This is a genomic window from Escherichia sp. KTE52 (assembly GCF_000408325.1).
Classification (GTDB): Bacteria; Pseudomonadota; Gammaproteobacteria; order Enterobacterales; family Enterobacteriaceae; genus Escherichia; species Escherichia marmotae.
Genome location: NZ_KE138677.1, coordinates 25,738 through 38,696, shown reverse-complemented (window position 1 = coordinate 38,696; position 12,959 = coordinate 25,738). Strand labels below are relative to the sequence as shown.

Here is a 12,959-nt window from a genome sequence, read left to right as displayed (position 1 = left end):
CCATGAGAAAATGAACCTGCCAGCCAGATACGCGGGGAAAACTCCCTGCGCTGCCCTTACCTGGACGTGCAGGCCATGAGGTCTGCCACCTCCTTTTCACCGTCCCGGAACCGCAGTTCATAGAGCGTTTGTCGGGTCAGGAGTGTGAATGCCAGTATTGTGAAACAAATAATGAGCAGACACGCCACCAGGGGGCGCTTCATAGCCTTTCTCTTTGCCGGATGGCGGGTAAGAGGCTAACATCCGAATTGTGTGGTTCATTCGTTGGCTTCGGTTGATAGCATTATCGATCGGGGCCTTCGTCCTTCTGATTCCCGGTTTCTTCATTCCGGCGGTAATAATCTCTCACCGCAATAATTGTTGTAAAAATGTGATATGAACAGGTTTTTGGCAGTAAGCAATTACCGTCAATTGCCGATGACCCTCTATCGGGAGTAAACCTGGAAGAGAGACCACGGTCATGAATACAACATCCTCACACCGCTCAGGCTTTTTACATCACATCAGATTGGTTCCGTTATTTGCCTGCATTCTTGGCGGCATATTATTTCTTTTTGCTTTGAGTTCAGCCCTGGCTGGATATTTTCTCTGGCAGGCTGACCGCGATCAGCGAGATGTCACCGCCGAGATCCAGATTCGCACGGGGTTAGCAAATAGCTCTGATTTTTTGCGTTCAGCCCGAATCAATATGATTCAGGCCGGGGCGGCGAGTCGGATCGCAGAAATGGAAGAGATGAAAAAAAATATTGCACAAGCAGAATTGCAGATTAAACAGTCGCAGCAAGGTTATCGCGCTTACCAGAATCGCCGTGTGAAAACACGTGATGATGAAGCTCTGGATGCTGAATTAAATCAACGTTTTCAGGCTTATATAACAGGTCTGCAACCCATGTTGAAATATGCCAAAAATGGCATGTTCGAAGCGATTATTAATCATGAAAGTGAGCAGATCCGATCGCTGGATAATGTTTATAGCCAGATTTTAAACAACGCTGTTGAAATACGTAGCGCCAGAGCAAATCATCTGACGGAGCAGGCGCATCAGCGCACTCGACTGGGGGTGATGTTTATGATTGGTGCGTTTGTGCTTGCCCTGGTCATGACGCTGATGACCTTTATGGTTTTGCGTCGGATAGTGATTCGACCTCTGCAGCATGCTGCGCAACGCATTGAACAAATTGCCAGCGGCAATCTGACAATGGCTGACGAACCTTCTGGGCGCAGTGAAATTGGCCGTTTAAGCCGTCATTTGCAGCAAATGCAGCATTCGCTGGTGATGACTGTCGGGACGGTACGTCAGGGGGCGGAGGAGATTTATCGCGGCACCAGCGAAATTTCCGCTGGCAATGCCGACCTTTCTTCGCGCACTGAAGAACAGGCCGCGGCGATTGAACAAACCGCTGCCAGCATGGAGCAACTCACTGTGACAGTGAAACAGAATGCGGATAATGCCCACTACGCAAGCCGTCTGGCGCAAGAGGCTTCCATTAAAGCCAGCGATGGTGGGCAGACGGTCTCCGGCGTGGTGAAAACGATGGGGGATATCTCCAGCAGTTCCAAGAAAATTTCTGAAATTACCGCCGTGATCAACAGTATTGCCTTCCAGACAAATATTCTGGCGCTCAATGCAGCCGTTGAAGCCGCGCGGGCCGGTGAGCAAGGGCGCGGATTTGCTGTCGTTGCCAGTGAAGTGCGTACACTCGCCAGCCGTAGCGCTCAGGCAGCGAAAGAAATTGAAGGCCTGATCAGTGAATCAGTCAGATTAATTGGGCAAGGAGCTAATGAGGTGACGACAGCAGGGAAAACCATGAGTGCCATAATGGACGCTGTGGCGAGCGTCACGCATATCATGCAGGAAATAGCTGCTGCGTCGGATGAGCAAAGCAGGGGCATAACGCAAGTCAGTCAGGCGATTTCTGAAATGGATAAAGTGACGCAACAGAATGCCTCACTGGTGGAAGAGGCTTCTGCGGCGGCGGTATCCCTTGAAGAGCAGGCGGCGCGATTAACTGAAGCGGTAGATGTATTCCGTCTAACGAAACAATCTGCGCCGGCAGCTCAACGAGTGGCGGGGGATTCAGTTAGTCTGGTAACGGCGTGAAAAGATTAAAGAAGGGATCTCAAGATCCCTTTACCTTTCAGAACGGCATTGATTTCCGAATGGCGTTAATCATTAGCTGACAGCCGGAAGAGAGCGTCGCATCTACGCGTGTTAGTATTCCAATAGGTTCGCCAGCACCCTGTCCCGAAACAGGCAGCGCCACCAGCGTGGCATGACGCAGATCGTCTTTTACTGCGCCAGAAGGGACAAACCATACATAGTCATATTCAACCGTAAGCTGACGTGAAAGAGAGGCTGAAAGCGTTTCGATACAACCCGAAGGAATTTTACAACCCTGGCTCTGTACTAGCGCATCTGAATGTTGGCGTGGTGCAGTGCCTTCCGGTGATACGACAACAGGCCATTCCAGTACCCGACTTAGCGTCACGTTTTCCTGCAGGAGTGGGTGATTAGGCCGGACAACCAGTTTCAGTGATTCGAGAAACAGCAATTCATAATTAAGCCCGGTCATCAGTTCAGGATCTGACATCCGGCCAACACCGATATCGATTTCTCCTGTTTTTAATCCGGCCAGAATCATGGTGTTACTCATGGTGGCGACTTGCAGAGTGGTCTCTTTTTGTTGTTGATGAAACTGACCGATAACGGAAGGCAAGATCCCCAGCGCAGCAGTAGGTAATGCACCAACTCTTACAACATCATTGTTAAGTCCTTCTTTACGATTAAGCGCCTGACCAGCGGTGTTGATGGCGTCAAGCACTCTGACTGCATGGGTTAAAAATTGCTCGCCGGGTAAGGTAAGTTGTGCGCCCTGACGTCCACGGTCAAATAAGCGAGCGCCCGTCAATTGCTCCAGTTCATTCAGTGTCTTAGAGAGCGCAGGTTGGCTCAGATTAAGGGTTTCAGCCGCGCGCCCCAAAGTTCCTTGTTGTGCGACAGCTACGAATGTATGAAGGTGGCGCAAACGGATGCGCTGACTAAACAGACTATTTTTTTCCATAAGCGATGTTAAAAACGAAGCGGTGCCGCTGACAAGTGAAGTTGTTTAATTATGATAACCTGATTGCAAAATATTATTAACATTTAAAGCAGTTTTGTTACCTTGGAATGTCCAGCTTTGCTGATTTCGCGGGGAGATCACAGTTTGTAAATTCTTCACACCAGAGTGAATGCGGTTACCTACACTCCAGATTATCGACCACTGGAGGCAGATATTATGGCGAACAGCATCACGGCGGATGAGATTCGGGAACAGTTTTCGCAGGCAATGTCTGCCATGTATCAGCAAGAAGTTCCACAGTACGGTACGTTGCTGGAACTGGTAGCTGATGTAAATCTGGCTGTGCTGGAAAACAATCCCCAACTGCATGAAAAAATGGTTAATGCGGATGAGCTGGCGCGACTTAACGTTGAACGTCATGGCGCGATACGTGTGGGAACTGCGCAGGAGCTTGCTACATTACGGCGGATATTCGCCATTATGGGGATGTATCCGGTGAGCTATTACGATCTCTCGCAGGCGGGCGTGCCGGTACATTCCACGGCATTTCGTCCTATCGATGATGCCTCGCTGGCGCGTAATCCTTTCCGGGTTTTTACCTCATTACTTCGCCTTGAGCTTATCGAAAACGAAACCTTACGCCAGAAAGCGGCGGAGATTTTGCATCAGCGCGATATCTTTACCCCGCGTTGTCGACAACTGTTAGATGAATATGATCAGGAAGGTGGCTTTAGCGAAGCACAGGCGCGGGAGTTTGTGCAGGAAGCTCTGGAGACGTTTCGCTGGCATCAGTCGGCAACGGTGGATGAAGAAACCTATCGCGCATTGCATAACGAACATCGACTAATTGCTGATGTGGTCTGTTTTCACGGCTGCCATATTAACCACCTGACGCCACGTACCCTGGATATCGACAGAGTTCAGTCGATGATGCCCGAATGCGGTATCGAACCCAAAATTCTGATCGAAGGACCGCCGCGCCGCGAGGTGCCGATTTTACTGCGCCAGACCAGCTTTAAGGCGCTGGAAGAGTCGGTCATGTTTGCAGGGCAAAAGCAGGGGACGCATACCGCGCGCTTTGGCGAGATAGAGCAACGCGGTGTGGCGTTAACGCCGAAAGGACGGCAACTGTATGATGTACTTCTGCGTAATGCCGGAACAGGACAGGATAATCTCACTCACCAACTTCATCTGCAGGAAACCTTTAGTGCCTTTCCGGACAGTGAATTTCTGATGCGACAGCATGGATTGGCATGGTTTCGTTATCGCCTGACGCCGTCGGGTGAGGCACATCGTCGGGCGATTCATCCCGGTGATGATCCTCAACCTTTGATCGAACGTGGTTGGGTCGTAGCGCAACCTATTACTTATGAGGATTTTCTGCCGGTTAGTGCTGCGGGGATCTTCCAGTCGAATCTGGGCAATGAAACGCAAATGCGCAGTCGCGGCAATGCCAGCCGGGAAGCTTTTGAACAGGCGCTGGGGTGTCCGGTGTTTGATGAGTTTCAGCTCTATCAGGAAGCGGAAGAACGCAGTAAACGCCGCTGTGGTTTGCTTTAAAATTCGGTGCATCCGACTTTGCAAAAATTTGCCTGATTTTACAAACGAATCAGGCTCTTCCCATCGACAGAAAAAAAATGCCAATTTGTGCAGATTCTCTGTGTCTAACAATTGGATTATTAATAAATATTGTCTAGAGTGAGCGGTTATAAACAAGCATTTTCTTGCCGCTGAATACGACCAGCGCGGGACCATTCACTACACCAGAAGGACTCACTTTCAGGTATGGATCGTAGACGATTTATTAAAGGTTCAATGGCTATGGCCGCCGTGTGCGGGACTAGCGGCATTGCTTCTCTTTTTTCTCAGGCTGCGTTCGCAGCAGAATCGGACATTGCCGACGGGCAAACCCAGCGTTTTGACTTCTCTATTTTACAGTCAATGGCGCATGATTTAGCGCAAAAAACGTGGCGAGGCGCGCCGCGTCCGTTACCCGATACGCTGGCGACAATGACGCCTCAGGCCTATAACAGCATTCAATACGACGCCGAAAAATCGTTATGGCATAACGTTGAAAATCGCCAGCTTGACGCTCAGTTCTTCCATATGGGAATGGGATTCCGTCGCCGCGTGCGCATGTTCTCTGTCGATCCGGCAACTCATCTGGCGCGCGAAATTCACTTCCGCCCGGAGTTATTCAAATACAACGATGCGGGTGTCGATACCAAACAACTGGAAGGGCAAAGCGATCTCGGCTTTGCGGGGTTCCGAGTGTTTAAAGCGCCAGAACTGGCGCGCCGCGACGTAGTTTCTTTCCTCGGTGCCAGTTATTTCCGTGCTGTTGATGACACTTATCAATATGGTTTGTCGGCGCGTGGTCTTGCGATCGACACTTATACCGACAGCAAAGAAGAGTTCCCCGACTTTACCGCTTTCTGGTTCGATACGGTAAAACCGGGTGCAACCACCTTTACCGTTTATGCGTTGCTCGATAGTGCCAGCATTACCGGTGCCTATAAGTTCACCATCCATTGTGAGAAGAGCCAGGTGATTATGGATGTTGAGAATCACCTGTATGCGCGCAAAGACATTAAACAACTGGGCATTGCGCCGATGACCAGCATGTTCAGTTGTGGTACTAACGAACGTCGGATGTGTGACACCATCCATCCGCAAATCCATGACTCCGACCGTCTTTCCATGTGGCGGGGTAATGGTGAGTGGATCTGCCGTCCGCTGAATAACCCGCAAAAATTGCAGTTCAATGCCTATACCGACAACAACCCCAAAGGGTTTGGTTTATTGCAACTGGATCGCGACTTCTCCCATTATCAGGACATCATGGGCTGGTACAACAAACGCCCAAGTCTGTGGGTGGAGCCACGTAACCAGTGGGGGAAAGGCACTATCGGTTTGATGGAGATCCCGACAACTGGGGAAACGCTGGATAACATTGTCTGTTTCTGGCAACCGGAGAAAGCAATTAAAGCGGGCGACGAACTGGCGTTCCAGTATCGTCTGTACTGGAGTGCGCAACCTCCTGTTCATTGTCCATTAGCGCGAGTTATGGCGACGCGTACCGGCATGGGTGGTTTTCCGGAAGGCTGGGCACCAGGTGAACACTATCCGGAAAAATGGGCGCGTCGTTTCGCCGTCGATTTTGTCGGTGGTGATCTGAAAGCAGCAGCGCCGAAAGGGATTGAACCGGTCATCACGCTTTCCAGTGGTGAAGCGAAGCAAATCGAAATTCTCTACATTGAACCAATAGATGGTTACCGTATTCAGTTTGACTGGTATCCGACCTCGGACTCTACCGAACCGGTTGATATGCGGATGTATCTACGTTGTCAGGGCGATGCCATCAGTGAAACATGGCTGTATCAATATTTCCCACCAGCACCGGATAAACGTCAGTATGTTGACGATCGCGTGATGAATTAATCGTCTTTTCTTCGGCACCTTCTTCCGGAGGGTGCCGTCTGGTTAAACACGATCCTGCTCGCATTTTTCCTTACGTTAAATGAGTAATCTGATGGTGTGTATTTCAGATACACCTTGTCAGCCACTAACAGGGAGTGCGTATGTTTCCAGAATACCGAGATTTAATATCCCGTCTGAAAAACGAAAATCCTCGCTTTATGTCCTTGTTCGATAAACACAATAAACTTGATCATGAAATTGCCAGAAAGGAAGGTTCTGACGGTCGAGGGTACAATGCGGAAGTGGTTCGCATGAAAAAACAAAAGTTACAGTTAAAGGATGAGATGCTTAAAATCCTGCAGCAGGAAAGCGTCAAAGAGATGTAAACTTTCTAAGCCGCCAGCAGGGCGGCTTTTTAAACTGATGTAAGGATTATGACCGAGACGATTAAAGTGAGTGAATCACTTGAATTACGTGCCGTTGAAGAAAGACACGTCACACCGCTGTATCAATTAACCTGTAAAAACAAAACCTGGTTACAACAATCGTTAAACTGGCCGCAGTTTGTGCACAGCGAAGAGGACACGCGAAAAACGGTGCAGGGCAATATGATGTTGCATCAACGCGGCTATGCCAAAATGTTCATGATTTTCAAAGAAGATGAACTCGTCGGCGTTATCTCATTTAATCGTATAGAACCGCTGAATAAAACGGCGGAAATCGGCTACTGGCTGGACGAGTCCCATCAGGGACAGGGGATTATTTCTCAGGCGCTGCAGGCGTTTATTCATCATTATGCCCGGATCGGTGAGCTACGACGCTTCGTGATCAAATGTCGGGTGGACAATCCGCAAAGCAACAAGGTAGCCGTGCGTAATGGTTTTACACTGGAAGGTTGTCTGAAACAGGCTGAATTCCTTAACGATGCTTACGATGATGTGAATATATACGCGCGCATTATCGATTCACAATAATCCCGCCAGAGGCGTTCGTGTAATACGTTCCTCGCCGTTAATAACTTTTGGACCACGTACATGAATAGTGTCGCCATCAAAGGCTTCGACGACGGCGTGGTCGGTTATCTCCACATGGTTTTCAATCATTACCGCGCCTGTAATGCAACTGTCACCTTGTATGATAACGTGCTCGTCGAGCAGAATCGGACCACCACGCACAATGGCGTTACCACCAACCAGAACATGATGCTTTAACACACAATTACCTTCTACCGTGGCATGTTCCGCTACCTGGGAACTGTAGTGAAGGGTGGGAATGGCATCTTCTCCTGTCCCGGCAATCACACGTGCATGACCGTAGACTTTCGCACAGTCGCACAGCCAGACGTTGTTTTCTTCATTGCCTTCAATACGGGCAAAATCAAAAACTTCGGCGCGATGCTCAATAAATGCATACCGGACGACGGCATCGCCATAAATTTGCGCCTGATGGACAACTCGCGAGGTGCTAACCCTGGCGCGATCATAAATTTGCAGCAGAAGATGGTGGTCGGGCGTTAGCCCTTGCGCGGCGACAATCATTGAATGTTGATCGATACAGGCATGACCAAAAATTCTACACTGACCACATATTAATGAGTCTTTAATCGTGACGTTGTCACTTATATGTGCACCCTGGCTGATTTCACTATTATCGATCCAGGTGTTATCCGTTGCGTAGACCTCCCCCCGCAGCACGCAACTACCGGTGATACGCGTATTACCGGAAACAACCGTTCCGCCGAAAGCAATGGTATTCTGGTCGTAAATCCAGCAATTTCCCTCCTGTGCCAGCGCCGTTTCGCTATCGATCCAGCCGCCAGCGGTTCCCGTTATCACATCGTTAAAATCGGCTACGGCAATAATCTGCCGTAATAACACACTCTTTTTATCGCCATCTTCCTGATAACTAAAGGCTCGCTGTTCTTCACTGAGACGATATTTGCGCATAGCGTTTTCCCGCAGGTGACTTACTATAACCGTAGCAAATTCTGCGACTCTGGCTATGTTTGAGAAATTTCCATAAAATGCATTTCAAATATACTTTATAAATTAAACAAAATGAGTAAGAAGATACAGAGCGATAAAGTGCTCAATTTACCGGCTGGCTACTTTGGCATTGTGTTGGGAACGATAGGGATGGGGTTTGCCTGGCGCTATGCCAGCCAGGTTTGGCAGGTCAGTCACTGGTTAGGTGATGGTCTGGTGATCCTGGCGATGATCATTTGGGGATTACTGACCACGGCATTTATCACCCGGCTGGTGCGCTTTCCGCACAGTGTGCTGGCAGAAGTGCGCCATCCGGTGATGAGCAGTTTTGTTAGTTTGTTTCCGGCAACGACGATGCTGGTAGCAATTGGTTTCGTGCCGTGGTATCGCCCGTTGGCAGTGTGTCTGTTCAGCGTTGGCGTAGTGATTCAACTGGTTTACGCCGCCTGGCAAACTGCCGGATTATGGCGCGGTTCTCACCCTGAAGAAGCGACGACACCGGGGCTTTATTTGCCGACTGTTGCCAATAACTTTATCAGCGCAATGGCCTGTGGTGCGTTAGGTTACACTGATGCCGGTCTGGTTTTTTTAGGCGCTGGCGTCTTCTCCTGGTTGAGTCTTGAACCGGTGATCCTTCAACGGCTGCGTAGTTCGGGTGAGTTACCCACGGCGCTGCGGACATCGCTCGGTATTCAGCTTGCCCCTGCGCTGGTCGCTTGTAGCGCCTGGTTAAGCGTTAACGGTGGCGAGGGTGACACACTGGCGAAAATGCTTTTCGGTTATGGGCTGCTGCAACTACTGTTCATGTTGCGCCTGATGCCGTGGTATCTCTCGCAACCGTTTAATGCCTCATTCTGGAGTTTCTCGTTCGGCGTATCCGCGCTGGCAACCACCGGTTTGCATCTGGGTAGCGGCAGCGATAATGGTTTTTTCCATACGCTGGCGGTGCCGCTATTTATCTTTACCAATTTTATTATCGCATTACTGCTCATCCGTACTTTCGCGCTTCTGATGCAGGGGAAATTATTAATCAGAACTGAGCGCGCCGTTTTAATGAAATCCGAGGACAAAGAATGATCATTCGTGATGAAAACTACTTTACTGATAAATATGAATTAACCCGCACACATTCCGAAGTTCTGGAAGCCGTGAAAGTGGTTAAACCGGGTAAAACGCTGGATCTGGGCTGTGGCAATGGTCGTAATAGCCTTTACCTTGCAGCTAATGGTTTTGATGTTGACGCATGGGATAAAAATGCTATGAGCATTGCCAACGTTGAGCGCATTAAAACCATTGAAAATCTGGAAAATTTACGTACTCAGGTTGTCGATCTGAATAGCCTCACGTTTGATGGACAATACGATTTTATTCTTTCTACTGTGGTGCTGATGTTCCTGGAGGCGAAAACCATCCCAGGGCTGATTGCGAATATGCAGCGCTGCACAAAACCCGGCGGTTACAACCTGATTGTGGCGGCAATGGATACCGCTGATTTCCCATGTACTGTCGGCTTCCCATTTGCCTTCAAAGAGGGGGAGTTGCGTCGATATTACGAAGGCTGGGAGATGCTGAAATACAATGAAGACGTTGGTGAACTACACCGAACCGACGCCAACGGTAATCGTATTAAACTACGTTTTGCTACTATGTTGGCGCGCAAAAAATAATCAGAAAAGGACAATGCGCATGGAAATGCTTCGCGTAGAGATGATTAACGGCTGTTCTTTTCGGTAGGCATGTTTTTTATCAATATGGTGTGAAATAAATCACAAGAAGCGAAGTTTTTTATTAGCTTAACATCCTGAAGATTAACAACTGATGATTGACTCAGCCCCCTTTTCGTCATTGACTATATTGTCAGAAAAGGGGCTGGAAAATTTATTTTCAACAACACTTTTTTTGCCACAACACGAAGCGGCGCTTTTTGCTATAACTTAAAAAGTAATATAATTATCTCAGGAAATTATTCATGCGTACCACATCGATTGCGAAAGTTGCGGCTTTATGCGGTTTGTTGGCTCTGTCTGGTTGTGCCTCTAAAATCACCCAGCCGGATAAATATTCTGGTTTTTTAAACAATTACTCCAACCTTCAAGAAACAACGTCAGCAACGGGCAAACCGGTATTGCGCTGGGTTGATCCAAATTTTGATCAAAGCAAATATGACAGCATTGTCTGGAATCCGATCACCTATTACCCAGTGCCAAAAGCCTCTACCCAGGTAGGGCAGAAAGTTCTGGATAAAATTTTGAGCTATACCAACACCGAAATGAAAGAAGCGATTGCGCAGCGTAAACCACTGGTGACTACCGCTGGCCCACGTAGTCTGATTTTCCGTGGTGCTATTACCGGTGTTGATACCAGCAAAGAAGGGTTACAGTTCTATGAAGTTGTTCCTGTCGCATTAGTTGTTGCGGGGACGCAAATGGCGACGGGTCACCGTACCATGGATACCCGCTTGTACTTTGAAGGTGAGCTGATTGACGCGGCTACCAACAAACCGGTGATTAAAGTGGTTCGTCAGGGTGAAGGTAAAGACCTGAATAACGAAAGTACACCAATGGCTTTCGAAAACATTAAGCAAGTTATTGATGACATGGCGACTGATGCCACCATGTTTGACGTTAACAAAAAGTAATACCAGTCGCGCCATCGTAAGATGGCGCTTCTTATTATCGGTTTCTACCAGCCATTAAATTCAACATCACGTAACAGACGCCACCGGCAATTAATCCCCAAAACGCTGAACCAATCCCAACCAATGTCAGTCCGCTCGCTGTTACCAGAAATGCTACCACAGCAGCGTCGCGCTCACGTTCATTATGCAACGCCTGATACAAACTGCCGCCAATGGTACTTAACAGCGCCAGACCCGCCAGCATCTGGATCCAACTTACGGGCAGGGTAGCCATCATGCCCGTAATGGCACTGCCAAATAAACCCGCCAGTAAATAAAAGACGCCAGCCGCGGCGGCGGCCAGCCAACGGTGATCTTTGTCCGGGTGCGCTTCCGGGCTTTGGCAAATAGCAGCAGTAATTGCCGCAATCCCTACGGAATAAACGCCAAACGGAGAAAATAGAAGTGCCAGTAGTCCAGTAAAGACAATCAGCGGCGAAACGGGAACCGAATATCCAGCCGCTTTCATCGCTGCAATCCCCGGCGCGTTTTGCGACGCCATCGTCACCAGAAAAAGTGGTAGCGCAACACTTAAACTGTGAGAAAACGAAAATTCTGGATCGATATAAGCAGGAAGAACGGGTTTAAAAACAACATTTTTTGTGACAACGTCACCTTGCAGTATTACCACCAAAATTCCGACAACCATAGCCGCGATTACGGCATAACGTGGCGCAAAAGCCTTCGTCGCCAGCCAGACCAGCAACATACTTCCGCACAACGTAAACTGACCATCCAGGCTGGCAAACGCCTGTAAACCAAAGCGTAATAAAATCCCGGCCAGCATCGCTGCTGCAAGAGAATGCGGAATAATGCGCATCAGGCGGGCAAATAATCCCGTCACACCACAGAGGACAATCAACGCGTTCGTGATCATAAAAACGCCGATGGCTTCGTTAAGCGTGAGTCCCTGCAATCCTGTTACTAACAAAGCCGCGCCAGGCGTTGACCATGCGGTCAGAACCGGCACGCGATACCACAATGTCAGGGCAAGAGTACTGAACCCCATTGCCAGTCCCAGTGCCGTCATCCAACCGGAGATTTGCGCAGTGGTGGCACCCGCGACAATCGCTGCCTGCCATATTATTGCCGCCGAACTGGCGTAGCCGATCAATACCGCCAGAAATCCCGCCAGTAATGTAGGTGGAGGAACAGAAAACAGACGCATAATCACCTCGTGCGTTATAGCGGACAGGCACCGTAGCATTTGTCCGTTATAACGCACAAGTGATAAACTCCTGTTTTGCAGGAGGAGTCGCATGGAAAATCTCGCTCACTATTTATCCGCCACGCTTAAATATCTTCGTCAGCAACGAGGCTGGAGTCTTTCTCGACTGGCAGAAGTTACGGGCGTTTCTAAAGCGATGTTAGGGCAGATTGAACGTAATGAATCCAGCCCGACGGTCGCGACATTATGGAAAATCGCCACCGGAATGAACGTGCCGTTTTCGACGTTTATTTCGCCGCCGCAGAACGCTATACCATCAGTTTATGATCCACAACAGCAGGCGATGGTGATCACCTCGTTGTTTCCTTATGATCCACAACTCTGCTTTGAACACTTTTCGATCCTGATGGCTCCTGGCGCAATAAGTGAATCGACGCCACACGAAAAGGGGGTGATTGAACATGTCGTCGTCATCGAAGGGCAGCTTGAACTGTGCGTTGATGGCGCGTGGCATAGTCTTAATCGTGGAGAAGGCATCCGTTTTGCCGCCGATGTCGCTCATGCCTATTGCAACCGTGACGAGCAAAGCGTGCATTTTCATTCCCTCATTCATTACCCACGTAGTTAAACAGGAAAACTATTTCGCA

Annotated in this window: 14 protein-coding genes; 9 read left to right on the top strand and 5 right to left on the bottom strand. The window is 49.1% G+C overall.

The genetic code is table 11. From position 1 onward, the window contains the following. Positions 1-56: 56 nt before the first annotated feature. Together A1SC_RS0121350 and A1SC_RS25760 are read right to left on the bottom strand one after the other, a co-directional pair. Positions 57-170 carry a Hok/Gef family protein gene (locus A1SC_RS0121350; protein ID WP_232019557.1) on the bottom strand — a complete coding sequence of 38 codons (114 nt, stop codon included), beginning with the start codon at positions 168-170 and terminating at the stop codon, positions 57-59. Beyond that, complete coding sequence (locus A1SC_RS25760) at positions 118-261, bottom strand: hypothetical protein (protein ID WP_228929205.1); 144 nt, start codon at positions 259-261, stop codon at positions 118-120. Before A1SC_RS25760 ends, A1SC_RS0121350 begins: the two co-directional genes overlap by 53 nt. 199 nt (positions 262-460) lie before the next feature. On the opposite strand from A1SC_RS25760, the gene A1SC_RS16855 reads away from it, so the two are divergent. Further along, positions 461-2,101 (top strand): methyl-accepting chemotaxis protein, encoded by a 1,641-nt coding sequence (locus tag A1SC_RS16855; protein ID WP_001098610.1) that lies wholly within the window; start codon positions 461-463, stop codon positions 2,099-2,101. Positions 2,102-2,138: 37 nt separating this feature from the next. Here A1SC_RS16855 and A1SC_RS16860 read toward each other — a convergent pair whose 3' ends face one another. Continuing rightward, positions 2,139-3,062, bottom strand: coding sequence for a LysR substrate-binding domain-containing protein (locus tag A1SC_RS16860; protein WP_000414559.1), 924 nt, complete (start codon positions 3,060-3,062; stop codon positions 2,139-2,141). A 216-nt stretch (positions 3,063-3,278) separates the two neighbouring features. Here A1SC_RS16860 and A1SC_RS16865 point away from each other — a divergent pair, with 216 nt between their 5' ends. The 4 genes from A1SC_RS16865 (at position 3,279) to rimL (ending at position 7,456) form a co-directional block, all read left to right on the top strand. Next, positions 3,279-4,622: a 2-oxoadipate dioxygenase/decarboxylase HglS gene (locus A1SC_RS16865; RefSeq protein ID WP_000013743.1), complete on the top strand. Its 1,344-nt coding sequence runs from the start codon at positions 3,279-3,281 to the stop codon at positions 4,620-4,622. A gap of 225 nt (positions 4,623-4,847) precedes the next feature. Further along, the gene (gene opgD, locus A1SC_RS16870; protein ID WP_061090526.1) at positions 4,848-6,503 is read left to right on the top strand and encodes a glucan biosynthesis protein OpgD; all 1,656 of its coding nucleotides are present in this window, start codon (positions 4,848-4,850) and stop codon (positions 6,501-6,503) included. A gap of 140 nt (positions 6,504-6,643) precedes the next feature. Next, the gene (locus tag A1SC_RS16875) at positions 6,644-6,868 is read left to right on the top strand and encodes an HP1242/YdcH family protein (RefSeq protein WP_001516426.1); all 225 of its coding nucleotides are present in this window, start codon (positions 6,644-6,646) and stop codon (positions 6,866-6,868) included. 48 nt (positions 6,869-6,916) lie between these two features. After that, the gene (gene rimL, locus A1SC_RS16880) at positions 6,917-7,456 is read left to right on the top strand and encodes a 50S ribosomal protein L7/L12-serine acetyltransferase (RefSeq protein WP_001516425.1); all 540 of its coding nucleotides are present in this window, start codon (positions 6,917-6,919) and stop codon (positions 7,454-7,456) included. Here the strand turns inward: rimL and ydcK are convergent. Beyond that, positions 7,448-8,428, bottom strand: a complete 981-nt coding sequence (gene ydcK / locus A1SC_RS16885) for a YdcK family protein (RefSeq protein WP_016262028.1) — start codon at positions 8,426-8,428, stop codon at positions 7,448-7,450. The genes rimL and ydcK overlap by 9 nt on opposite strands. A 123-nt stretch (positions 8,429-8,551) precedes the next feature. Between ydcK and tehA the strand changes: the two genes are divergently transcribed. From tehA to A1SC_RS16900, 3 genes are all read left to right on the top strand, one after another. Continuing rightward, a complete protein-coding gene (tehA, locus tag A1SC_RS16890) occupies positions 8,552-9,544 on the top strand; it encodes a dicarboxylate transporter/tellurite-resistance protein TehA (protein WP_024191883.1) in 993 nt (330 codons plus the stop codon). Next, positions 9,541-10,134 carry a tellurite resistance methyltransferase TehB gene (gene tehB, locus A1SC_RS16895; protein ID WP_000586710.1) on the top strand — a complete coding sequence of 198 codons (594 nt, stop codon included), beginning with the start codon at positions 9,541-9,543 and terminating at the stop codon, positions 10,132-10,134. The genes tehA and tehB overlap by 4 nt, the downstream gene beginning before the upstream one ends. A 302-nt stretch (positions 10,135-10,436) precedes the next feature. Then, the gene (locus A1SC_RS16900; protein ID WP_001261035.1) at positions 10,437-11,105 is read left to right on the top strand and encodes a DUF3313 domain-containing protein; all 669 of its coding nucleotides are present in this window, start codon (positions 10,437-10,439) and stop codon (positions 11,103-11,105) included. A 34-nt stretch (positions 11,106-11,139) separates the two neighbouring features. Here A1SC_RS16900 and A1SC_RS16905 read toward each other — a convergent pair whose 3' ends face one another. Then, positions 11,140-12,351 (bottom strand): benzoate/H(+) symporter BenE family transporter, encoded by a 1,212-nt coding sequence (locus A1SC_RS16905; RefSeq protein WP_072024149.1) that lies wholly within the window; start codon positions 12,349-12,351, stop codon positions 11,140-11,142. Positions 12,352-12,403: 52 nt separating this feature from the next. Here A1SC_RS16905 and A1SC_RS16910 point away from each other — a divergent pair, with 52 nt between their 5' ends. After that, positions 12,404-12,940, top strand: coding sequence for a helix-turn-helix domain-containing protein (locus A1SC_RS16910; protein ID WP_000429073.1), 537 nt, complete (start codon positions 12,404-12,406; stop codon positions 12,938-12,940). The last annotated feature ends 19 nt before the right edge of the window (positions 12,941-12,959 follow it).